This window comes from Streptomyces sp. NPDC005141, assembly GCF_053599975.1.
This window is the reverse complement of the sequence record NZ_JBSFYW010000001.1, coordinates 312,992-335,990: the sequence shown is the minus strand read 5'-3', so window position 1 is coordinate 335,990 and position 22,999 is coordinate 312,992. Positions and strand designations below refer to the sequence as shown.

General features: G+C 68.7%; 14 protein-coding genes, 1 tRNA gene and 2 rRNA genes. 14 read left to right on the top strand and 3 right to left on the bottom strand.

The features are described 5' to 3' along the window. The 4 genes from ACWD68_RS01365 to ACWD68_RS01350 all read left to right on the top strand — a co-directional run. Window positions 1–1,410: ribosomal RNA gene (locus ACWD68_RS01365) — 23S ribosomal RNA — on the top strand; the annotation flags it as partial. A gap of 86 nt (window positions 1,411–1,496) precedes the next feature. Further along, window positions 1,497–1,613, top strand: a 5S ribosomal RNA gene (rrf, locus tag ACWD68_RS01360). 113 nt (window positions 1,614–1,726) lie between these two features. Then, a complete protein-coding gene (locus ACWD68_RS01355; protein WP_451804411.1) occupies window positions 1,727–2,389 on the top strand; it encodes a DegT/DnrJ/EryC1/StrS family aminotransferase in 663 nt (220 codons plus the stop codon). Window positions 2,390–2,486: 97 nt separating this feature from the next. Beyond that, a tRNA-Thr gene (locus tag ACWD68_RS01350) sits at window positions 2,487–2,562 on the top strand. A gap of 61 nt (window positions 2,563–2,623) precedes the next feature. Here the strand turns inward: ACWD68_RS01350 and ACWD68_RS01345 are convergent. After that, window positions 2,624–5,371 carry a SpoIIE family protein phosphatase gene (locus ACWD68_RS01345; protein ID WP_451804396.1) on the bottom strand — a complete coding sequence of 916 codons (2,748 nt, stop codon included), beginning with the start codon at window positions 5,369–5,371 and terminating at the stop codon, window positions 2,624–2,626. 388 nt (window positions 5,372–5,759) lie between these two features. On the opposite strand from ACWD68_RS01345, the gene ACWD68_RS01340 reads away from it, so the two are divergent. The 10 genes from ACWD68_RS01340 (at window position 5,760) to ACWD68_RS01295 (ending at window position 20,880) form a co-directional block, all read left to right on the top strand. Continuing rightward, the gene (locus ACWD68_RS01340; RefSeq protein ID WP_451804394.1) at window positions 5,760–11,255 is read left to right on the top strand and encodes a HAMP domain-containing protein; all 5,496 of its coding nucleotides are present in this window, start codon (window positions 5,760–5,762) and stop codon (window positions 11,253–11,255) included. A gap of 324 nt (window positions 11,256–11,579) precedes the next feature. Continuing rightward, a complete protein-coding gene (locus ACWD68_RS01335; RefSeq protein ID WP_266763357.1) occupies window positions 11,580–12,263 on the top strand; it encodes a response regulator in 684 nt (227 codons plus the stop codon). A 134-nt stretch (window positions 12,264–12,397) separates the two neighbouring features. Beyond that, window positions 12,398–15,136, top strand: coding sequence for a DNA translocase FtsK (locus ACWD68_RS01330; RefSeq protein ID WP_451804392.1), 2,739 nt, complete (start codon window positions 12,398–12,400; stop codon window positions 15,134–15,136). Between the two features lie 334 nt (window positions 15,137–15,470). Further along, the gene (locus tag ACWD68_RS01325) at window positions 15,471–16,328 is read left to right on the top strand and encodes a helix-turn-helix domain-containing protein (protein WP_451804390.1); all 858 of its coding nucleotides are present in this window, start codon (window positions 15,471–15,473) and stop codon (window positions 16,326–16,328) included. Between the two features lie 91 nt (window positions 16,329–16,419). Then, on the top strand, window positions 16,420–17,898 hold the full coding sequence (gene rimO, locus ACWD68_RS01320) for a 30S ribosomal protein S12 methylthiotransferase RimO (RefSeq protein WP_451804388.1): 1,479 nt from the start codon (window positions 16,420–16,422) through the stop codon (window positions 17,896–17,898). Beyond that, a complete protein-coding gene (gene pgsA, locus ACWD68_RS01315; RefSeq protein ID WP_451804386.1) occupies window positions 17,895–18,626 on the top strand; it encodes a CDP-diacylglycerol--glycerol-3-phosphate 3-phosphatidyltransferase in 732 nt (243 codons plus the stop codon). The genes rimO and pgsA overlap by 4 nt, the downstream gene beginning before the upstream one ends. After that, a complete protein-coding gene (locus tag ACWD68_RS01310) occupies window positions 18,623–19,168 on the top strand; it encodes a CinA family protein (RefSeq protein WP_451804384.1) in 546 nt (181 codons plus the stop codon). The genes pgsA and ACWD68_RS01310 overlap by 4 nt, the downstream gene beginning before the upstream one ends. 109 nt (window positions 19,169–19,277) lie before the next feature. Next, complete coding sequence (locus ACWD68_RS01305) at window positions 19,278–19,655, top strand: helix-turn-helix domain-containing protein (RefSeq protein WP_384789165.1); 378 nt, start codon at window positions 19,278–19,280, stop codon at window positions 19,653–19,655. A gap of 383 nt (window positions 19,656–20,038) precedes the next feature. After that, entirely contained in the window at window positions 20,039–20,509 is a 471-nt protein-coding gene (locus ACWD68_RS01300) for a Dps family protein (protein WP_451804410.1), read from the top strand. Window positions 20,510–20,610: 101 nt separating this feature from the next. Continuing rightward, window positions 20,611–20,880 (top strand): hypothetical protein, encoded by a 270-nt coding sequence (locus ACWD68_RS01295; protein WP_451804382.1) that lies wholly within the window; start codon window positions 20,611–20,613, stop codon window positions 20,878–20,880. Between the two features lie 160 nt (window positions 20,881–21,040). Here the strand turns inward: ACWD68_RS01295 and ACWD68_RS01290 are convergent, their stop codons facing one another. Together ACWD68_RS01290 and ACWD68_RS01285 are read right to left on the bottom strand one after the other, a co-directional pair. Then, window positions 21,041–21,802: an SDR family NAD(P)-dependent oxidoreductase gene (locus ACWD68_RS01290; RefSeq protein ID WP_451804380.1), complete on the bottom strand. Its 762-nt coding sequence runs from the start codon at window positions 21,800–21,802 to the stop codon at window positions 21,041–21,043. A 135-nt stretch (window positions 21,803–21,937) separates the two neighbouring features. Continuing rightward, window positions 21,938–22,786: an Fpg/Nei family DNA glycosylase gene (locus ACWD68_RS01285; RefSeq protein ID WP_451804378.1), complete on the bottom strand. Its 849-nt coding sequence runs from the start codon at window positions 22,784–22,786 to the stop codon at window positions 21,938–21,940. Window positions 22,787–22,999: the final 213 nt, after the last annotated feature.

Below are 22,999 nucleotides of genomic sequence, written 5' to 3'. Positions count from 1 at the left end.
ATCCGTCACACATCAAGGCTGAGACCTGATGCCGAGCCGATTGTGGTGAAGTGGATGATCCTATGCTGTCGAGAAAAGCCTCTAGCGAGTTTCATGGCGGCCCGTACCCTAAACCGACTCAGGTGGTCAGGTAGAGAATACCGAGGCGTTCGGGTGAACTATGGTTAAGGAACTCGGCAAAATGCCCCCGTAACTTCGGGAGAAGGGGGGCCATCACTGGTGATCCGATTTACTCGGTGAGCTGGGGGTGGCCGCAGAGACCAGCGAGAAGCGACTGTTTACTAAAAACACAGGTCCGTGCGAAGCCGTAAGGCGATGTATACGGACTGACGCCTGCCCGGTGCTGGAACGTTAAGGGGACCGGTTAGTCACATTTCGGTGTGGCGAAGCTGAGAACTTAAGCGCCAGTAAACGGCGGTGGTAACTATAACCATCCTAAGGTAGCGAAATTCCTTGTCGGGTAAGTTCCGACCTGCACGAATGGCGTAACGACTTCTCGACTGTCTCAACCATAGGCCCGGTGAAATTGCACTACGAGTAAAGATGCTCGTTTCGCGCAGCAGGACGGAAAGACCCCGGGACCTTTACTACAGTTTGATATTGGTGTTCGGTTCGGCTTGTGTAGGATAGGTGGGAGACTGTGAAGTGCGGGCGCCAGCCCGTGTGGAGTCGCCGTTGAAATACCACTCTGGTCGTGCTGGATGTCTAACCTGGGTCCGTGATCCGGATCAGGGACAGTGTCTGATGGGTAGTTTAACTGGGGCGGTTGCCTCCTAAAGAGTAACGGAGGCGCCCAAAGGTTCCCTCAGCCTGGTTGGTAATCAGGTGTTGAGTGTAAGTGCACAAGGGAGCTTGACTGTGAGACCGACGGGTCGAGCAGGGACGAAAGTCGGGACTAGTGATCCGGCGGTGGCTTGTGGAAGCGCCGTCGCTCAACGGATAAAAGGTACCCCGGGGATAACAGGCTGATCTTCCCCAAGAGTCCATATCGACGGGATGGTTTGGCACCTCGATGTCGGCTCGTCGCATCCTGGGGCTGGAGTCGGTCCCAAGGGTTGGGCTGTTCGCCCATTAAAGCGGTACGCGAGCTGGGTTTAGAACGTCGTGAGACAGTTCGGTCCCTATCCGCTGTGCGCGTAGGAATATTGAGAAGGGCTGTCCCTAGTACGAGAGGACCGGGACGGACGAACCTCTGGTGTGCCAGTTGTCCTGCCAAGGGCATGGCTGGTTGGCTACGTTCGGGAGGGATAACCGCTGAAAGCATCTAAGCGGGAAGCCTGCTTCGAGATGAGTATTCCCACCCCCTTGAGGGGTTAAGGCTCCCAGTAGACGACTGGGTTGATAGGCCAGATCTGGAAGGCGGGCAACCGCTGGAGGTGACTGGTACTAATAGGCCGAGGGCTTGTCCTCAGTTGCTCGCGTCCACTGTGTTGGTTCTGAAACCACGAACAACCGTCGTAGCCATGCCACGGCTCCGGTTGACAGTTTCATAGTGTTTCGGTGGTCATAGCGTGAGGGAAACGCCCGGTTACATTCCGAACCCGGAAGCTAAGCCTCACAGCGCCGATGGTACTGCAGGGGGGACCCTGTGGGAGAGTAGGACGCCGCCGAACTAAAATTAGAGAGCTGGTCCCTGAACTTCGGTTCAGGGACCAGCTCTTTTTTGTTTTGCGTCACTTGCAGTTCACGTTGCGCGACAAATATCCACAGCATGAGTACTGCTGCAATGCTCAGGGCCGCGGGCGTCGGAGCCGGTGACGAGGTCATCGTGCCGGCCTTCGGGAACGTGGAGGTCGCCGACGCCGTGACCCAGGCCGGCGCCACGGCCGTCTTCGCCGACATAGACCCGCTGACGTACTGCCTCGACCCTCGTGCGATCGAGGCCGCCGTGACGCCCCGGTCGGCGGCGGTCGTTGTCGTGCACCGCTTCGGGCGGACGGCCGGCATGGTGCGGCTGCGGGAACTCGGACAGCGGCATGGGCTGCTGGTGCTGGAACAGGGCGAGTCCGAAGCGCCGTACGACGAGATCGCGCAGCGCAGGCAGCGGGCCGCCTATCTCGACGCACGGCTGAGCGGCGTGCGGACACCCGACAGCGGCGACGGGCACACCTACCAGCAGTACGTCGTGCGCGTGCCGGGCAACGGGCGGCCGGACCGGGACGCGTTCGCACGGGCCGTGCGGGCCAGGGGAGTTGAGTGCCGGGTGCCGGTGAAGACGCCGGTCCACCGTGTGCCCGGGTTCCGACGGGACGTACACCTTCCCGAGACCGAGCGGGCCGCGGACGAGACGCTTTCGCTGCCTGTGGACGGGACGTTGACGAAGCGGGAGATGCAGCGGATCGTCTCCGCGTGCAACGCGCTCGGCGGATTGCTGCAGCCGGCCTTCTGATCCGGCCGAATCGGTCGGTGCCGGACTGGTTGGGAGCACGGTTCGGTTCGGGGTATGATCTATTTCGTTGCCGCGAGGGAAACCTCGAAGGTGACAGGCCCCCCTAGCTCAGTCGGCAGAGCGTCTCCATGGTAAGGAGAAGGTCAACGGTTCGATTCCGTTGGGGGGCTCCAGCAGAAAAGGCCTCCGCCCTTGTGGGCGGGGGCCTTTCGCATGTCCGGGGCCGACGGGACCTCAGTCCGTCTGGAGGCCCGGAACCCGCATCGCCAGGATCGCCATGTCGTCCGACGGGGCGTCGGAGGCGAAGCGTTCCACAGCGCGCATGATGCGCGCGGCGACGGCGCCGGCCGTCAGGCCCGTACACGTGGTGAGGACGTCCGCGAGGCCGTCGTCACCGAGCATGCGGGTGCCCTCGCGGCGCTCCGTGACGCCGTCCGTGACGCAGAGCAGGACATCGCCCGGATCCAGCGTGACCGTCTGCTCGTACAGCTCCAGGTCCTCCATGACACCGAGCAGCGGCTGCGGCTCGGCCGCCGGTTCGACCGTGCCGTCCTGGCGCAGGCGCAGCGGCAGCGGGTGGCCGGCGCAGACGACCTTCAGGACGGCACTGCCGTCCTCCTGGGGCCACAACTCGCCGTAGAGGAGGGTCAGGAAGCGGCTGCGGGCGCCCTCGTCGAGGATCGCGGAGTTCAGCCGCTCCAGGACCGCGGGGCCGCCGTAGCCCTCGCGGGCCAGCAGGCGCAGTGCGTGCCGGGCCAGGCCGGTGACCGCCGCCGCCTCCGGGCCCGTGCCGCAGACGTCGCCGATGGCGAAGCCGTACGCGCCGTCGCGGATCGGGAAGAGGTCGTAGAAGTCGCCGCCGACTTCGTTGCCCTCGCCGGCCGCGCGGTAGATGACCTCGACCTCGACGCCCTCGATGTGGGGGAGTTCCGGGGGCAGGAGGCTGCGCTGGAGGGACTGGCTGATGGCCGTGCGCTCCGAGTACAGGCGGGCGTTGTCCAGCGCGAGGGCCGCTCGCCGGGAGAGGTCCTCGGCCAGCTCCAGGATCTCCTGGCGGAAGTGTTCGTCCGACGGCTTGCCGAGGGTCAGCATGCCGATGACACGGTTGCGGGCCACCAGGGGGAGGACGACGGTCTCGCCGCCGACCGCCGCGGCCGTCGCCAGCGTCGTACCGATGCCAGAGGTCATCGAGGCCTGCTCGCCGAGGCTCAGGCTGCGGATGGAGGTCCGCAGGGCCGCCTCGTGGGCCGCCGCGGCGGGGGCCGACCAGACGCGGGCGCCCGGGGTCGTCACCGGATCCGGCGGGGCGATCTTCGAGAGCAACGCCTTGAGGCCGTCGATGCGTTCCTCGTCCTCGTGCAGGACGTACGAGAGGTACGGCTCGGAGGCCTGGTCGGCGATCGTGTAGACGGCGCACCAGGTGGCCAGGGTCGGAACCGTCATCTGGGCCATGAGGGCGAGGGTCTGGTCGCGGTCCAGTGTGCCGGCGAGCAGGTCGGAAGCCTCGACGAGGAAGGACAGCGAGCCGCGGCGCAGGCGTTCCAGCTCGCCGAGGCGGGCCGATTCCACCGCCAGGGCGATGCGGTCGGCGGCGAACTGGAGGCGCAGGGCCTCCTCGTTCGAGTAGCGGCCGGGCGATTCGGCCGCGACGCCGAGGGAGCCGGTGAGGCGGCCTTCCACCTTCAGCGGGACCGTGACGACCGAGCGCATGCCGGTACCGCCGAGGAGCGGTACGGCGCCGGGGACGACCGTCAGGTCCTCGTGGACGGCGGGCATCCTGGCCGAGCCGTAGCGTCCGGGGCCCGCTTCGACGGGGACGCGGGCGAAGCGCTGGCGCGCGGAGGGCAGGCCCGTGGAGGCGCGTACCTCCAACTCCGTTTCGTCGTCGGTCGCGAGGAGCAGGAAGGCGGAGTCGCCGTCGAGCATGTCGCGGGCGCGCTCCACCGTGCGCTGGAGCAGGCCGTCGAGGTCGTCCGGGGCCGGTGAACCGATGAAGACCTCGAACGGGTCCGTGGCCTGGCCCTCGGCGCTGCTGCCCGAGTCGGAGGCGGGCAGGCGCAACGGGGTCTGCAGGACGGCGCGTTCGTGGTCGCGGACCAGGAGGCAGACGGTGGAGGGTTCGCCGCTCGTGTCGCGGACCCGCAGGTGTGAGGCGTACACCGGCGTGACGCGGCCGTCGGCGCAGCGGATGCCGTAGCTGCCTTCCCAGCGGGAGAGCTGGAGGGCCTCGACGATGCCGGTGCTGGTGCCGGGGGTGTGCGGCCAGGCCGCGAAGTCGGTGAGCGGCTTGCCGGTGACCTGCTCGGCCGCGTAGCCGAAGAGCTCCTCGGCGTCTTCGTTCCAGGCGTTGATGGAGCCCGTGCGGTCGATCTGGACGACCGCCACGCGCACGCGGCCGTCGGCCAGGGGGAGGAGGTGGGCCGGGAGCGCAGGGCCGGCGGCGCGGGTGCCGACCGCGCGCTCGGGGAGGTCGAGCTGGAACCAGACCTGTTTGTGGGTGGGTGTGTACTCGACACCCCAGCGGCCGGCCAGGGCCGCGCACAGTTGGAGGCCGCGGCCGCCCTCGCGGTCGGGGCTGCCCATGTTGACGGCCGTTCCCTGGAGTGGGATCTCGCGTTCCGGGTAGTGATCCGCCACCTCGATGCGTACGCCGTCGTCGCTGCGCAGACACAGAACGTCGGCGGAGGTGCCCGCGTGCACGACGGCATTGGTGACCAGTTCGCTGGTCAGAACGACGGCGTCGTCGACGACGTCGGCGAAGCCCCAGCCCTGGAGAGTGTCCCGGACGAACGAGCGGGCGGTCGCGACGGACCGTCCAACGGGCTCGAAACTGGCGGCCGCGCGCGCGGTGATCACAGAACTCCTTGTCCGGCTGTCGGCATGCGGGGTTCCGTGGCCGACCCGCTCCTGCGTGGGCAGAGAGTGGTTCCCCGTCGGCCGGGGATCCTGTGGCGTTCCCCCAGGATGCAGTCCGGTGGTCATGGTGCGGTGCCCCTCCGATGCCTGCCCGCTCGTACTCGTGCCACCGCCCAGGCCGGACGGGACCGGCACGGTTGGACAGCCGCATGCAAGGTTACTTACCTTCGCCGTCCCTGCGGATGCCGGTCACCAGTGTTTCCGTCTTGAAGAGTCCGGTGTTTTTGTTCGGACAGGTGTATGTCGTCGCGTCCGGCCAGGGCCGGGCCGCCGTCCCGATGGTGTGCGGACGATGTGCGAAGCTGCCGAACTGTTATGGCCTGGTTCAGCCGGGGTGAAACACTGGGCAGGCTCCAGGAGAAGGTCCGGGCAGGTCGAGTACCTCCTCTGCACACCGAGCAGAAGTACCCGAGTACGCCGAGCAGTATTGGTCGACCCTTGCGGGAGGGACACAGTGGAGTCTGGCGCAGCGACGCGGGGCAGTAGGACGCGCGCGAAAGGCGGACAGTCCCCGAAGAGCGGGCGCACACCGCGCAATGGCACCACCGAGGTGGACACGGCGGCCCTGAACCGGTTGCTGGCGGCCCTGGTGTCGATGCGGGACGGCAACTTCCGCAAGCGGCTCACCGTTTCCGGTGACGGTGTGATGTCCGAGATCTCGGCGGTCTTCAACGAGGTCGCCGACCGGAATCTGCATCTGACGGGTGAGCTGTCACGGGTGCGGCGCGTGGTGGGCCGTGACGGAAAGCTCACGGAGCGGCTGGAGACGGGCACCTGCGAGGGGTCCTGGGCGGCGGCGATCGACGCCTCGAACGCGTTGGTTGACGATCTCGTACGACCCGTCTCCGAGGTCGGCCGGGTACTGTCCGCTGTCGCGGAGGGCGATCTGTCGCCGCGGATGGACCTGCGCGCGCAGGCCGCGGACGGCAACGGTCATCCGCTGCGCGGTGAGTTCCTGAAGGTCGGGCGGACCGTCAACAATCTGGTCGACCAGTTGTCGACGTTCACCGACGAGGTCACGCGGGTGGCCAGCGAGGTCGGTACCGAGGGCAAGCTGGGCGGACAGGCCCGGGTGCGCGGTATGTCCGGTTCGTGGAAGGACCTCACGGACTCGGTCAACACGATGGCGTACCGGCTCACCGCCCAGGTACGTGACATCGCTCTCGTGACGACGGCCGTCGCCAAGGGTGACCTGTCGCGGAAGGTCACGGTTCACGTGGCCGGCGAGATGCTGGAGCTGAAGAACACCGTCAACACGATGGTGGACCAACTGTCCTCCTTCTCCTCCGAGGTGACGCGAGTCGCGCGTGAGGTGGGTACCGAGGGTGAACTGGGTGGCCAGGCGCAGGTGCCCGGTGTGGCCGGCGTGTGGAAGGACCTCACCGATTCGGTGAACCTCATGGCCGGCAACCTCACGGCCCAGGTGCGCGGGATCGCGCAGGTGACCACGGCGGTCGCGAGCGGCGACCTGTCGCAGAAGGTGACCGTCTCGGCGCGCGGCGAGGTCGCGCAGCTCGCCGAGACGATCAACCAGATGACGGAGACGCTGCGGACGTTCGCCGACGAGGTCACCCGTGTCGCCAACGAGGTCGGTGGCGAGGGCCGGCTCGGCGGTCAGGCGAACGTGCCGGGAGCGGCGGGAACGTGGAAGGACCTCACGGACTCGGTCAACACGGTCTTCCGGAACCTCACGACCCAGGTGCGTGACATCGCCGCGGTGACCACGGCGGTGGCCAACGGCGATCTGTCGCAGAAGGTCAGCGTCGAGGTCGCGGGCGAGATGCTGGAGCTGAAGAACACCGTCAACACGATGGTCGACCAGCTGTCGTCGTTCGGTGTCGAGGTCACGCGGGTGGCGCGCGAGGTCGGTGTCGAGGGTGAACTGGGCGGCCAGGCACAGGTTCCGGGGGTGGCCGGTACCTGGAAGGACCTCACGGACTCCGTCAACACGGCGTTCCAGAACCTGACGGGCCAGGTGCGCAACATCGCCCAGGTGACCACGGCGGTGGCCAACGGCGATCTGTCGCAGAAGGTCACCGTCGACGTGTCCGGCGAGATGCTCCAGCTGAAGAACACCGTGAACACGATGGTGGACCAGCTGTCGAGCTTCGCCGACCAGGTGACGCGGATGGCCCGTGACGTGGGCACGGAGGGCCGCCTCGGCGGTCAGGCCCGCGTGGACGGCGTGTCCGGTACCTGGAAGGAACTCACCGACTCCGTCAACTTCATGGCGGGGAACCTGACTTCGCAGGTGCGGCAGATCGCCCAGGTCACCACGGCGGTGGCCCGCGGTGACCTGTCGCAGAAGATCGACGTGGACGCGCGCGGCGAGATCCTGGAGCTGAAGAACACCATCAACACGATGGTCGACCAGCTCTCCGCGTTCGCCGACCAGGTGACGCGGGTGGCCCGCGATGTGGGCACGGAGGGCCGCCTCGGCGGTCAGGCGCAGGTGCCCGGCGTCGCCGGTGTGTGGCGCGACCTGACCGACTCGGTGAACGGCATGGCCGGCAACCTGACCGCGCAGGTGCGCAACATCGCGCAGGTCGCGACCGCGGTGGCCCGCGGTGACCTGTCGCAGAAGATCGACGTGGACGCGCGCGGCGAGATCCTGGAGCTGAAGAACACCCTCAACACGATGGTGGACCAGCTCTCGAACTTCGCCGAGCAGGTGACGCGGGTGGCCCGCGAGGTGGGCACGGAGGGCCGCCTCGGCGGGCAGGCCGAGGTGCAGGGTGTCTCCGGCACCTGGAAGGACCTCACCCAGTCCGTGAACTTCATGGCCAACAACCTGACGATTCAGGTGCGCAACATCGCCGAGGTCACGACCGCGGTCGCCATGGGGGATCTGTCCAAGAAGATCACCGTCGACGCCAAGGGCGAGATCCTCGAGCTGGTCACCACCGTCAACACGATGGTCGACCAGCTGTCGTCGTTCGCCGAGCAGGTGACCCGGGTGGCCCGCGAGGTGGGCACCGAGGGCCAGTTGGGCGGTCAGGCGCGGGTGCCCGGGGTCACGGGCATCTGGAAGGACCTGAGCGACAACGTCAACCTGATGGCCTACAACCTGACCATGCAGGTGCGGAACATCGCCGAGGTGGCGGCGGCCGTCGCCAACGGCGACCTGACCCGGACGGTGACGATCAAGGCGAGCGGCGAGGTCGCGCAGCTGGCCGACACCTTCAACACCATGGTGAAGACGCTGAGTTCGTTCGCCGAGCAGGTCACCAAGGTGGCCCGCGAGGTGGGTACGGACGGCATCCTCGGCGGTCAGGCGCACGTTCCGGGAGTCGCCGGCACGTGGAAGGACCTCACCGAGTCGGTGAACGGGATGGCGTCCAACCTCACCGGCCAGGTGCGCAACATCGCGATGGTCACCACGGCCATCGCCAAGGGCGATCTGACCAAGAAGATCGACATCGACGCGCGCGGCGAGATCCTGGAGCTCAAGACCACCATCAACACGATGGTCGACCAGCTGTCGTCCTTCGCCGAGGAGGTCACCCGAGTCGCCCGCGAGGTGGGCACGGAAGGGCAGCTGGGCGGTCAGGCGCGTGTCCGCGACGTCGACGGTACCTGGCGCGACCTCACCGAGTCGGTGAACGAGATGGCCGGGAACCTGACCCGGCAGGTGCGCGCCATCGCGCGCGTGGCGACCGCGGTGACCCGCGGCGACCTGAACCTGAAGATCGACGTGGACGCCTCCGGGGAGATCCAGGAACTTCAGGACTACATCAACAAGATGATCGCCAACCTGCGCGACACCACCATCGCCAACAAGGAGCAGGACTGGCTGAAGGGCAACCTCGCCCGCATCTCCGCCCTGATGCAGGGCCGCCGTGATCTCGCCGATGTCGCCTCACTGATCATGAGCGAGCTGACGCCGGTCGTCTCGGCCCAGCACGGCGCGTTCTTCCTCTCGATGCCGCTGGTCGACGGCAAGGACGCGGGGGCCGAGGACGAGGAGGCGTACGAGCTGCGCATGCTCGGGTCGTACGGCTACTCGATGGGTTCCATGCCGACGTCGTTCCGGCCCGGTGAGGCGCTGATCGGGACGGCCGCCCAGGAGAAGCGCACGATCCTCGTGGAGAACGCGCCGAGCGGCTATCTGAAGATCTCCTCCGGGCTCGGCGAGGCGCCTCCGGCGCAGGTCATCGTGCTGCCGGTGCTCTTCGAGGGGACTGTGCTCGGGGTCATCGAACTGGCGTCCTTCACGCCGTTCACGCAGATCCAGAGGGACTTCCTGAACCAGATCGCCGAGATGATCGCGACGAGCGTCAACACCATCTCCGTCAACACCAAGACGGAGGTGCTGCTCCGCCAGTCGCAGGAGCTCACCGAGCAACTGCGGGAGCGTTCGGCGGAGTTGGAGAACCGGCAGAAGGCACTCCAGGACTCGAACGCCGAACTGGAGGAGAAGGCCGAGCTGCTGGCCCAGCAGAACCGCGACATCGAGGTCAAGAACACCGAGATCGAGGAAGCCCGGCAGGTCCTGGAGGAGCGCGCCGAACAGCTCGCGGTCTCCATGCGCTACAAGAGCGAGTTCCTGGCGAACATGTCGCATGAGCTGCGTACGCCGCTCAACTCCCTGCTGATCCTGGCCAAGCTGCTCGCCGACAACGCGGACACGAATCTCACGCCGAAGCAGGTCGAGTTCGCCGAGACGATCCACGGCGCGGGTTCCGACCTGCTCCAGCTGATCAACGACATCCTCGACCTGTCGAAGGTCGAGGCGGGCAAGATGGACGTGTCGCCGACCCGCATCGCGCTCGTCCAGCTCGTCGACTACGTGGAGGCGACGTTCCGTCCGCTGACCGCGGAGAAGGGCCTCGACTTCTCCGTACGGGTCTCGCCGGAACTGCCCGCCACGCTGCACACCGACGAACAGCGCCTGCTCCAGGTGCTGCGCAACCTGCTCTCCAACGCGGTGAAGTTCACCGACTCCGGAGCGGTCGAGCTGGTGATCCGGCCCGCCGGGGCGGATGTGCCGGTGGCCATCCGTGAGCAGCTCCTGGAGTCGGGGTCGCTGCGGGACGCGGACGCCGATCTGATCGCGTTCTCCGTGACCGACACCGGTATCGGGATCGCCGCCAGCAAGATGCGGGTGATCTTCGAGGCGTTCAAGCAGGCGGACGGTACGACCAGCCGCAAGTACGGCGGTACGGGTCTGGGACTTTCCATCTCGCGGGAGATCGCCCGGCTGCTGGGCGGCGAGATCCACGCGCAGAGCGAGCCGGGTCGCGGCTCCACCTTCACGCTGTATTTGCCGCTGCACCCGAGTGAACTGCCGCCGCAGGGCTACGGACAGCTCGCGCCGGCGCTGGAGGCGGGGGAACTGCTGGCCTCCGAGGCGGAGTTGCAGGGCATGGGGATGCCCGCCGAGGTGAAGTCGTACCAGGAGACCCAGAACGGTCCCGCCGCGCTCTTCAGGAGGCGCCGCAGGGCGCTGCCCACGGCCGAGCAGCGCGGTGCCGTCCCCGGGCAGCCGGACGATGCCGCGGGCGCGGCTCAGGAGCCCTGGGCGGCCGCGGGTCAGCAGGACGCGGGACCGCAGCAGCGCCAGGGCATCCGGTTCGAGGGCGAGAAGGTGCTGATCGTCGATGACGACATCCGCAATGTCTTCGCGCTGACCAGCGTTCTCGAGCAGCACGGTCTCTCGGTGCTGTACGCCGAGAACGGCCGCGAGGGCATCGAGGTCCTGGAGCAGCACGACGATGTGACGGTCGTTCTGATGGACATCATGATGCCCGAGATGGACGGCTATGCCACGACCACGGCGATCCGGCGGATGCCGCAGTTCGCGGGGCTGCCGATCATCGCGCTCACGGCGAAGGCCATGAAGGGCGACCGGGAGAAGGCGATCGAGTCGGGTGCCTCCGACTATGTGACCAAGCCGGTCGATCCCGATCATCTGCTCTCCGTGATGGCGCAGTGGATGCGTGAGGGGTGACACACTCGGATGTGGTGACGCGGGCCGTCGCGCGGTGCCGGACACGGGGACACCGTGCGGCACGGCGGTCCGGCGTCGGATAACCGACTGTGCCCGAAGCCGTGTAGAAGCGCGGGATACGGGGAACCTTCTGGTCTCCCGCCGCGTTTCTGCTACGTGCACAGTGACATCGCGGTGACAGGGTGTGGCGACAGGCGGGGTGCAGCTACCATGACCGGCACAAGGACGGGCGGCGCAAGGGAGTCGTCCCCTGGGGCGGCGCCCGGTGCTTCCCCAAGTCCTGCGGACAGGGGAGGCCCCATGCCGGGGCGAGGAGGGCGGGCCATGGTGCAGAAGGCCAAGATCCTCCTGGTCGATGACCGGCCGGAGAATCTGCTGGCGCTGGAGGCGATTCTCTCGGCGCTCGATCAGACACTGGTGCGGGCATCGTCCGGGGAGGAAGCGCTCAAGGCGTTGCTCACGGACGACTTCGCGGTCATTCTGCTGGACGTCCAGATGCCGGGCATGGACGGTTTCGAGACGGCCGCGCACATCAAGCGGCGGGAGCGGACCCGGGACATCCCGATCATCTTCCTCACCGCGATCAATCACGGCCCGCACCACACCTTCCGGGGTTACGCGGCCGGCGCGGTGGACTACATCTCCAAGCCCTTCGACCCGTGGGTGCTGCGCGCGAAGGTCTCCGTCTTCGTCGAGCTCTACATGAAGAACTGCCAACTCCGGGAGCAGGCGGCCCTGCTGAGGCTCCAGCTGGAGGGTGGCGGCAAGGCGGCGCTCGGAGACGCCAAGGAGCCCGCCGGACTCCTCGCCGAACTCTCGGCGCGGCTCGCGGCCGTCGAGGAGCAGGCCGAGGCGCTGTCCAAGCAGCTCGACGACGACTCCGCCGACGCGGCGGCGGTGGCGACCGCGGCCCATCTCGAACGCAAACTCACCGGACTGCGCAGGGCGCTTGACGCACTGGAGCCGGGCACGGGGAGCGGGGCACCCTCGGTGCCGTCGCAGAGCTGACGCGCCCACGGACGCGTCCGCGCCGTGGAACGGCATGAGGACGCGTCAGTTCCGGTACCGGGTAAGGGCGACACGAACGGGTGAAGCAGTAGGCACACGTGTCCGCTGTCGTCTCCACCGGTAACCTCACACACATGGCCTCACGTCAGTCCGCAGCCAAGAAGCCGCCCGCGAAGAAGGCGGCCGCTCCGACGAAGGCTCCGGCGAAGAAGGCCCCCGTGAAAAAGGCAGTCGCCAAGAAGGCGCCTGCCAAGAGGGCCGCGGCGAAGAAGCCCGCACCCGCGCCGGCGCCCAACCCGACCGCGGGCGTGTACAGACTCGTACGCGCCCTGTGGCTGGGACTCGCCCATGCCGTCGGAGCCACCTTCCGGGGCATAGGGCGGGGCGCCAAGGGGCTCGACCCGGCGCACCGCAAGGACGGACTCGCGCTCCTGCTGCTCGGCCTCGGGCTGATCGTCGCGGCGGGTACCTGGTCCAATCTGCGCGGCCCCGTCGGCGACCTCGTCGAGATGCTGGTCACCGGTGCCTTCGGCCGCCTCGACCTTCTCGTCCCGATACTCCTCGGTGTCATCGCGGCCCGGCTCATCCGGCACCCCGAGCAGCCCGAGGCGAACGGCCGCATCGTGATCGGCCTGTCCGCGCTGGTGATCGGTGTGCTCGGTCAGGTGCACATCGCGTGCGGGGCGCCCGCGCGCAGCGACGGCATGCAGGCGATAAGGGATGCCGGCGGGCTCATCGGCTGGGGCGCGTCCACCCCGCTGACGTACACGATGGGCGACGTCCTCGCCGTACCGCTCCTCGTGCTGCTCACGATCTTCGGGCTGCTCGTCGTCACGGCGACCCCGGTCAACGCGATTCCGCAGCGGCTGCGGCTGCTCGGGCAGAAGCTCGGCATCGTCCAGGCCGACTTCGACGAGGACGCGTTCGTCGAGGACGAGGAGCGCTACGACGAGCAGTGGCGCGACGGGCTGCGGGCGGGCTCGCGCAGGCGCTCGCGCGCCCCCGAGTCGTACGACCCCGACAGCGCCGAGCAGGAGGCGCTCACCAGGCGCCGCAGCCGTCCCCGGCGGCCCGGCGCGCAGCAGCCCGACATGAACCGGCCGATGGACGCGGTGGACGTCGCCGCGGCCGCCGCAGCGGCGCTGGACGGAGCCGTGCTGCACGGGATGCCGCCCTCGCCCCTGGTCGCCGATCTGACGCAGGGTGTCAGGGTCGAGCGGGACGGGTACGAGGAGACGACGCCGGTACCTGCCGCCCGGGCCAAGGCCGTACCGGGCGCCAAGCGGCCCAAGCAGGAGGCTCTGGCGGTCGAGTCCGTCGTGCCCGACCTGACCAAGTCCGCGCCCGACGCCCCGCGCGAGCTGCCCCCGCGCGCGGAGCAGCTCCAGCTCTCCGGGGACATCACCTACTCGCTGCCCTCGCTCGACCTCCTGGAGCGGGGCGGCCCCGGCAAGACACGCAGCGCCGCCAACGACGCGGTGGTCGCCTCCCTGCAGAACGTCTTCATGGAGTTCAAGGTCGACGCCGCCGTCACCGGGTTCACCCGCGGGCCGACGGTCACCCGCTACGAGGTCGAACTCGGCCCCGCCGTGAAGGTCGAGCGGATCACGGCGCTCACCAAGAACATCGCCTACGCGGTCGCCAGCCCGGACGTGCGGATCATCAGCCCGATCCCCGGCAAGTCCGCGGTCGGCATCGAGATCCCCAACACCGACCGCGAGATGGTCAACCTCGGTGACGTGCTGCGGCTCGCGGACGCGGCGGAGGACGACCACCCGATGCTGGTCGCGCTCGGCAAGGACGTCGAGGGCGGCTATGTGATGGCCAACCTGGCGAAGATGCCGCACGTCCTCGTCGCCGGCGCCACCGGTTCGGGCAAGTCGTCGTGCATCAACTGCCTGATCACCTCGGTCATGGTCCGTGCGACCCCCGAGGACGTGCGGATGGTCCTCGTCGACCCCAAGCGGGTCGAGCTGACCGCGTACGAGGGCATCCCGCACCTGATCACGCCGATCATCACCAACCCGAAGCGGGCCGCCGAGGCACTGCAGTGGGTCGTACGGGAGATGGACCTGCGCTACGACGACCTCGCGGCGTTCGGGTTCCGGCACATCGACGACTTCAACGAGGCCATCAGGAACGGCAAGGTCAAGCTGCCCGAGGGCAGTGAGCGCGAGCTGACCCCGTACCCGTACCTCCTGGTGATCGTCGACGAGCTCGCCGACCTGATGATGGTCGCGCCGCGCGACGTCGAGGACGCGATCGTGCGCATCACCCAGCTCGCCCGCGCGGCCGGCATCCACCTGGTGCTCGCCACACAGCGGCCGTCCGTGGACGTCGTCACCGGTCTGATCAAGGCCAACGTGCCCTCCCGGCTCGCCTTCGCCACCTCGTCCCTCGCGGACTCGCGCGTCATCCTCGACCAGCCCGGCGCCGAGAAGCTGATCGGCAAGGGCGACGGCCTCTTCCTGCCGATGGGGGCCAACAAGCCCACCCGTATGCAGGGTGCCTTCGTCACCGAGGACGAGGTCGCGGTGATCGTGCAGCACTGCAAGGATCAGATGGCGCCCGTCTTCCGGGACGACGTCACCGTGGGCACCAAGCAGAAGAAGGAGATCGACGAGGACATCGGCGACGACCTCGATCTGCTGTGCGCGGCCGCCGAACTCGTCGTCACCTCGCAGTTCGGGTCCACTTCGATGCTCCAGCGCAAGCTGCGCGTCGGCTTCGCCAAGGCCGGCCGGCTGATGGACCTCATGGAGTCGCGAGGGATCGTCGGGCCCAGCGAGGGTTCGAAGGCTCGTGACGTGCTGGTGAAGGCCGATGAGCTGGATGGAGTGTTGGCCGTGATTCGCGGGGAAGCAGAAGCGTAGAGCCTTCGGCGGAGGGCGACGGGACAGGCCGTTCAGGGAGCGGTGAGCACGTGGCGGGTCGCTCAGGGAGTGGGCGGCTCGCCGACGGATGGCGGAACGTCATGTTCCGCCCCAGGCTGATATGCGAACGTGACTCACCCGTAAGGAGTCGGCGGGCAACCGTTTCTCTTCGCCGCACGTCAAGTTGAGCGAAGGGACGCCCTATGTCCCGGCATCAGGATGACCGGCCATTCTGATGGCGTACAAAGTCCTACCGCCCGGTTGCCCCACCCTTTCGTACCCCCCCTAGACTGAACTTCCAGCACAGGTGGCTACACGCTCGAAAGGCGCCCCCGTGTCCATCGTCAACTCCCCTGACGGCAACTCACCCGAAGACGAGCGTCCGTTCGAAGACGACGTTACGGCCGAGCGGCTCTCGATCGGCCGTGCCCTCCAGCGGGCACGCATCGAGGCCGGTCTGACCGTCGACGACGTCAGCAACGCCACCCGCGTCCGTATCACCATCATCCATGCCATCGAACAGGACGACTTCGCCCCCTGTGGTGGCGACGTCTACGCCCGCGGGCACATCCGGACCCTGGCCCGCGCCGTCCAGCTCGATCCGGTCCCGCTGCTCGCGCAGTACGACGCCGAGCACGGCGGACGTCCCGCGCCGACGCCCGCCGCACCGCTCTTCGAGGCGGAACGCATCCGTCCCGAGCGGCGCGGACCGAACTGGACGGCCGCCATGGTCGCCGCGATCGTCGCGGTGATCGGCTTCGTCGGGTTCACCGCGGTCAAGGGCGGCGACGGGGACGACGGCTCGAAGACCCAGGTCGCCGAGGGGTCCACGCCGACCACCAAGAAGTCCGCCTCGCCCAGCTCGGCCGCCAGCAAGCCCGCCGACCCGAAGCCCGAGCCGTCCGACAGCGCCATCGCGGCCGCCCCGCAGGACAAGGTGACCGTCCAGGTCAGCGCCGCGGACGGACGCAGCTGGATCTCCGCCAAGGACCACAACGGTCGGATGCTCTTCGACGGACTGCTCAAGCAGGGCGAGTCCAAGACCTTCCAGGACAGCTCCAAGATCAACCTCATCCTGGGGGACGCCGGCGCCATCCAGCTGTACGTCAACGGCAAGAAGATCGAGGACGACTTCCAGCCGGGCGCCGTCGAGCGTCTGACGTACACGAAGGGCGACCCGCAGGTCGGATAGGGGTCCGACGGAACAAGCCGGTACGGGGTTGGCCAAGATCGGCCAACCCCGTCGACGTGGGCTGTCGGTGAGACAAAGTAGTCTTGAGCCCATGCCTGAACGCCGTACCGTCGCACTTGTCACTCTTGGCTGCGCCCGTAACGAGGTGGACTCGGAGGAGCTCGCAGGCCGCTTGGAGGCGGACGGCTGGCAACTCGTGGAGGACGCCGAGGAAGCCGACGTCGCCGTCGTCAACACCTGCGGCTTCGTCGAAGCCGCCAAGAAGGACTCCGTCGACGCCCTCCTCGAAGCCAATGATCTCAAGGGACATGGCAGAACCCAGGCCGTCGTGGCGGTGGGCTGCATGGCCGAGCGGTACGGCAAGGAACTCGCCGAAGCGCTTCCCGAGGCCGACGGAGTGCTCGGCTTCGACGACTACGCCGACATCTCCGACCGCCTCCAGACCATCCTGAACGGCGGCATCCACGCCTCCCACACCCCGCGCGACCGGCGCAAGCTGCTGCCGATCAGCCCGGCCGAACGGCAGAGCGCCGGCGAGGAAGTGGCCCTTCCCGGCCACGGCGCCCCGTCGGACCTCCCCGAAGGCGTCGCCCCGGTCTCCGGCCCCCGCGCGCCACTGCGTCGCCGTCTGGACGGATCCCCGGTCGCCTCGGTGAAGCTGGCCTCCGGCTGCGACCGCCGCTGCTCCTTCTGCGCCATCCCCTCCTTCCGCGGCTCGTTCATCTCGCGCCGCCCCAGCGACGTCCTGAACGAGGCCCGCTGGCTCGCCGAGCAGGGCGTCAAGGAGGTGATGCTCGTCTCGGAGAACAACACCTCGTACGGCAAGGACCTGGGTGACATCCGTCTCCTGGAGACGATGCTGCCCGAGCTGGCCGAGATCGACGGCATCGAGCGCGTGCGGGTCAGCTACCTGCAGCCCGCCGAGATGCGCCCCGGACTCATTGACGTCCTGACGTCGACGCCGAACATCGCGCCCTATTTCGACCTGTCCTTCCAGCACTCCGCGCCCAACGTGCTGCGCTCGATGCGCCGCTTCGGCGACACCGACCGGTTCCTGGAACTGCTCGACACCATCCGCTCCAAGGCCCCGCAGGCCGGTGTGCGCTCCAACTTCATCGTGGGCTTCCCCGGTGAGAGCGAGGCCGACCTCGCGGAGCTGGAGCGCTTCCTCACGGGCGCCCGCCTCGACGCGATCGGTGTCTTCGGGTACTCCGACGAGGACGGCACCGAAGCGGCGACGTACGAGAACAAGCTGGACGAGGACGTCGTCGCCGAGCGCCTCGCGCGCGTCTCCCGGCTCGCCGAGGAGCTGGTCGCCCAGCGCGCCGAGGAGCGCGTGGGCGAGACCGTGCACGTGCTGGTGGAGTCCCTCGACGACGAGGACGGCGCGTACGGCCGCGCCGCGCACCAGGCACCGGAGACGGACGGCCAGGTTCTGTTCACGAGCGGCGAGGGTCTGACCGTCGGCCGTATCGTCGAGGCCAAGGTGGTCGGCACGGAAGGTGTCGACCTGGTGGCCGAGCCGCTGCTCCTCGGCTCGCTCGCGTGTACTGAGGAGGCGGCCAGATGACCGGAGTCCCGGCATCCGCGGCAGGCGGCTCCCCCGGCGCCAAAGGGGCGACGGGCGCTCCCGGTGCATCCGGTGCATCCGGTGCCCCCGGGGACGCGAAGCCGGCGCGGGGCGGGAAGCTGGGCGCTGCGGCCGTCAACCAGGCCAGCCTCTGGAACATCGCCAACATCCTGACCATGATCCGGCTCGTCCTCGTGCCGGGCTTCGTGGCGCTGATGCTGGCCGACGGCGGATACGACCCCGCCATGCGCGCCTGGGCGTGGGCGGCCTTCGCCGTCGCCATGATCACCGACATCTTCGACGGTCACCTGGCACGCACGTACAACCTCGTCACCGACTTCGGGAAGATCGCCGACCCCATCGCCGACAAGGCGATCATGGGTGCGGCGCTGATCTGTCTGTCCGCCCTCGGTGATCTGCCCTGGTGGGTCACCTTCGTGATCCTCGGACGGGAGCTCGGGGTCACCCTGCTGCGCTTCGTCGTGATCCGTTACGGGGTCATCCCGGCGAGCCGTGGAGGCAAGCTGAAGACGCTGGCCCAGGGCACGGCCGTCGGCATGTACATCCTGGCGCTGACGGGGGCCCTGGCCACCCTGAGGTTCTGGGTGATGGCCGTGGCGGTCGTCCTGACCGTGGTCACCGGGCTCGACTATGTGAGACAGGCCATTGTGCTCCGCAGGCAAGGAATCGCCGAGCGGCGGGCGGCCGCCGCGGAGGCCGAGCGGTGAGTTCCACGGCCACTGAAGTGGTGCGACTACTCACGGTGAGGGGCGAGACGCTCGCCGTCGCCGAGTCGCTCACCGGTGGTCTGGTGGCTGCGGAGATCACCGCGGTGCCGGGTGCCTCGAAGGCCTTCCGGGGCTCCGTGACCGCGTACGCCACCGAACTGAAGAACGAACTGCTGGGCGTCGACGCCACTCTCCTGGCCGAGCGCGGTGCGGTGGATCCGCAGGTCGCGGCGCAGATGGCGACCGGAGTGCGCAAGGCGCTCGGCGCGGACTGGGGGATCGCGACCACCGGCGTCGCCGGTCCGGACCCCCAGGACGGACAGCCGGTCGGCACGGTCTACGTGGCCGTCGACGGGCCCCCTGGATCAACTTTCCTGACCGATCGTGGCGGGAAAGTGGCGCCGCTGCGGTTGAACGGCGACCGGGCGGAAATCCGTATGGAGAGTGTACGCAGCGTACTCGCGCTGCTCCTGCGGGAGCTCGCGGGCGAACAGACCGGGAATGAGCGGGCACAGGATACGGAACAGAACGGGGGGTTTTGATGTTTGCAGCCCTGAGTGAACACGACATCGCTCCCCGCACGGCCGCGGCGCAAGGCGGTACGGTGGGGCGTGAAGGATGCGGCTACGCGGTCCGAGGAGGGAGCCACCGATGATTCTGCTCCGTCGCCTGCTGGGTGACGTGCTGCGTCGGCAGCGCCAGCGCCAGGGCCGTACTCTGCGCGAAGTCTCCTCGTCCGCCCGAGTTTCACTCGGCTATCTCTCCGAGGTGGAGCGGGGGCAGAAGGAGGCATCCTCCGAGCTGCTCTCCGCGATCTGCGACGCGCTGGACGTACGGATGTCCGAGCTCATGCGGGAAGTGAGCGACGACCTCGCTCTCGCCGAGCTGGCACAGTCGGCTGCGGCCACCGAACCGGTGCCCGCACCGGTTCGTCGCCCGATGCTCAATTCCGTATCGGTGACCGGTGTGCCACCGGAACGGGTCACGATCAAGGCGCCTGCCGAGGCGGTCGACGTCGTCGCCGCCTGACGCCCACCAGCTCGCTTCCATGAGCTGAGCACGCGTAGCGAAAGCCCCGGCCGGGGCTTCTCCAGGGAGACCTGGAGGGGTCCGGCCGGGGCTTTCGCGCTGCACGGGGTCCCTGGCGGTCGCCGGTGGTTCCCTGTCGTCCCCTATGGGTCCATTTGCCGGTCTCCGGCGCGGCCTCCATGGTGGAGGTGCGGCGAGGCCCCTCGGTCGGCGCCGTCCGGCGTCCGACAGGCGTCGTGATCGTCATCAGTGGCGACAGCGATGGCGTCATCAGTGGCGTCGACGGTGGTGTCCTGGATGCCGGCAGCGAAGTCGGCATCGACCGCCGGGGTCCGCGCGGCCCCGGACAGGCCGCCGGAGTCGTCGTGAATCGGAGGATCTGGATGTACGTCGTGAAGAGCTCCCTGTCCGACGCGGACCTGAAGACCGTCGCCGAGGCGCTTCAGGGCGCCCTGGTCGACCTGGTGGACCTCTCGCTCGTGGCGAAGCAGGTCCACTGGAACGTGGTGGGGCCCCGCTTCCGTTCCGTCCACCTCCAGCTCGACGAGGTCGTGGACACGGCGCGGCTGCACTCCGACACCGTCGCGGAGCGAGCCTCGACCCTGGGTGTCCCGCCGGACGGGCGGGCCGCGACGGTGGCATCGAGCAGCGGCATCGGAGCGACGCCCGAGGGCTGGATCAAGGACACCGATGCCGTGCGCACGCTCGTGGAGGCGCTGGGCGCGGTGATCACACGGATGCGGGAGCGGGTGGCCGCCACCGGGGATCCGGATCCGGTGAGCCAGGACATCTTCATCGGGATCACGGCCGACCTCGAGAAGCATCACTGGATGTTCCAGGCGGAGAACGGGTGACGGCCCGGGAGTCGTTCCGCCCCGGTCGCTTCCGTGTGCCGTCGGTGTGCCCTGCTCACGCATGAGATCGGCGGCCCGGTGTCGGGCCGGAGGAGGGCGCCATGGCAGGGCGAATAGTGCGCCGGGGGGCTGCCCTGGTGCTCGGCGCGCTGTGGTGGTGCAGTGCGCTCCGGCTCGCGCTGGCGCCTGACGCCGGGGTGCTCGAAGGGGCGGTCGCGGCGGGCGGATGGGGGCTCAGTCTGCTGCCGGTCCACTGCGTCCCCAAGTCCCGCGCGGCAGGGGCTGTGGGGTCGGACCGATGGCGGACCCACTGGCGGGAGGAGTGGCGCCGACGTGGGAGCGGTCGGGGGCGCGCGTCGGGCGTGGGCTAGGGGCCTCTGGAGCCTGCGGGAGAGCGGTGCGGTCGGGGGCGCAGCGGTGTGAGCGACGGGGCGAGCCGGCGGCCGGAGACGCGCGGGTGCGGGCTGGGCGCGGACGGGGGCTCTCGTGGGCGAAGCCGGGTGTGCGGGACCGCGGGTGGCGGGTGGCGGACTACCAGGGCATGGCGACGCCGCCGTTGGGGCGCAGGATCTGGCCCGTGGTGAACGCCGAGGCGTCCGAGGCGAGGTGCAGCACGGCGTGCGCGATGTCCTCGGGTTCGCCGACACGGCCCAGGGGTGAAAGGCGTGCCATGAACGCCTCCGTGTGTGCCTGCTTCTCACCGTGACGATCGGTCATGGGGGTACGGATCCAGCCGGGCGCCACGGCGTTGACGCGAATGCCGTGCGGGCCGACCTCCGTCGCCAGCGTCTTCGTCAGCTGTACGACGGCCGCCTTGGCCGCGCTGTAGCAGAGCAGGCCCGGGCCGCCGGTGTCGATCGCGCCCGAGGCCATGGTGATGATGCTGCCCCGGGCGCTGTTCGCGATCATGGAGCGCGCTGCTTCCTGGCAGGCGTACAGCACGCCCTTGAAGTTGACGCTCAGCACCCGGTCGAGATCCTCGTCCAGAGTCTCCAGGACCGGGCTGCTGTGCATGATCCCGGCGATCGCCGCCATGACATCGACGCGGCCGCACGACGCGACGGCCTGCTGGACCTGGGCGCGGTCGGTGACGTCGAGCGGGTAGGTACGGGCGATGCCGCCCTGGTCCTTGATCAGCGTCGCCGTCTCGTGCAGGCCCTGCTCGTCGACGTCCGCACAGTGAAGGGTGGCGCCCGCCTCCGCGAGCAGGAGCGCGGACGCGCGGCCGATGCCGCCGGCCGCGCCGGTGACGAATGCGGTGCGTCCGGTCAGGTCGTACGCGGGGAGGGCCATGAAGCGACGGTACGAGGGTTTCTGACGGGTCGTCAATTAGCTGTACGGACTTGATGCGGGGCTCGACGCGTGGCTCTGTGTGCGGGTCGACGTGCGGCCCTGTGCCTGTGTCCAGTGGTGCCGTTGGTCCGGCGTCTAGGTCTCGTGGCCGGTGGGGCGGTACTCCGGAGCGGTGTGGTGGCCGCCGGGTGGCGGGGTGGGTCCCGTCTGGCACCGAGGGCACCAGTACGTGGGGCGCTCGCGGGAACCGTCGCCCTGGTTCGCCGAGCGGATCCGCGTTCCGCAGCGCAGACAGGGGCGAGGGGCGCGGCCGTACACGAAGAGGTTGTGCTCGCGGTGCCCTGTGGTGACGCGGGCCGGACGGTCGCGGTTGAACTCCAGCAACTTCTTGGCGAGGACCGGCAGCTGGGCGGCGAGATCGGTGGGCAGGGCGCCGACGGGGAGCCACGGGGTGACGCCGAGCAGGAAGCACAGCTCGCTCTTGTAGACGTTGCCGATGCCCGCGAGATTCCGCTGATCCAGAAGGGCCTCGCCGAGGGGGCGGTCAGGATCGCGAAGGAGGTTCGCCAGGGCTTTGCCCGGGTCCCAGTCCGGACCCAGGAGGTCGGGGCCGAGGTGACCTACCGCTCGGGCCTCGTCGGTGGTCCGGAGCAGTTCCAGTACGGGCAGCCGGTAGCCGACCGCCGTGCGGTCCGTCGTGCCGAGGATGACCCGGATCTGGTGTGCGGGACCCCCGCTCCAGCGCCGGCCGGTCTCGTACACCTTCCATGAACCGTCCATCCGCAGATGCGAGTGCAGGGTCAGACCGCCCTCGATCCGGGTGAGGAGGTGCTTGCCGCGCGGGGTGACGTCCAGGACGGCGCGACCGGTGAGGTCCGCCGTGGCGTACTGGGGCACCCGCAGGTCGGAACGGGTCAGCACCCTGCCCGCGAGGGCGACGTGCAGCCGCCTCGCGGCCTGCCAGACGGTGTCTCCTTCGGGCATGACTCCAGGGTGGCACGGGTGGGTGGGGCTCGGGGTGGATGCTTCGGCTGGGGGCTGGGGGCTGGGGGCTGGGGGCTGGGGGCTCGGGGCTGAGGGTTGGAGGCTGGGAGTCGGCGACTGTTGGAGCTGAGTGTCGGAGACGTTCGTTGGGCGGCGCATGGCGGGTGCCGCGATGCGCGTGCCGTGTCACGCCTGGAGAGTGGCGACCGGTTG

Bases quoted from the DNA above. Each gene is read 5' to 3' on its own strand.
- ACWD68_RS01305 (WP_384789165.1), top strand. From the start codon at position 19,278: ATGATTCTGCTCCGTCGCCTGCTGGGTGACGTGCTGCGTCGGCAGCGC.
- ACWD68_RS01330 (WP_451804392.1), top strand. From the start codon at position 12,398: ATGGCCTCACGTCAGTCCGCAGCCAAGAAGCCGCCCGCGAAGAAGGCG.
- pgsA (WP_451804386.1), top strand. From the start codon at position 17,895: ATGACCGGAGTCCCGGCATCCGCGGCAGGCGGCTCCCCCGGCGCCAAA.
- ACWD68_RS01355 (WP_451804411.1), top strand. From the start codon at position 1,727: ATGCTCAGGGCCGCGGGCGTCGGAGCCGGTGACGAGGTCATCGTGCCG.
- ACWD68_RS01300 (WP_451804410.1), top strand. From the start codon at position 20,039: ATGTACGTCGTGAAGAGCTCCCTGTCCGACGCGGACCTGAAGACCGTC.
- ACWD68_RS01295 (WP_451804382.1), top strand. From the start codon at position 20,611: ATGGCAGGGCGAATAGTGCGCCGGGGGGCTGCCCTGGTGCTCGGCGCG.
- rimO (WP_451804388.1), top strand. From the start codon at position 16,420: ATGCCTGAACGCCGTACCGTCGCACTTGTCACTCTTGGCTGCGCCCGT.
- ACWD68_RS01335 (WP_266763357.1), top strand. From the start codon at position 11,580: ATGGTGCAGAAGGCCAAGATCCTCCTGGTCGATGACCGGCCGGAGAAT.
- ACWD68_RS01345 (WP_451804396.1), bottom strand. From the start codon at position 5,371: ATGACCACCGGACTGCATCCTGGGGGAACGCCACAGGATCCCCGGCCG.
- ACWD68_RS01290 (WP_451804380.1), bottom strand. From the start codon at position 21,802: ATGGCCCTCCCCGCGTACGACCTGACCGGACGCACCGCATTCGTCACC.
- ACWD68_RS01285 (WP_451804378.1), bottom strand. From the start codon at position 22,786: ATGCCCGAAGGAGACACCGTCTGGCAGGCCGCGAGGCGGCTGCACGTC.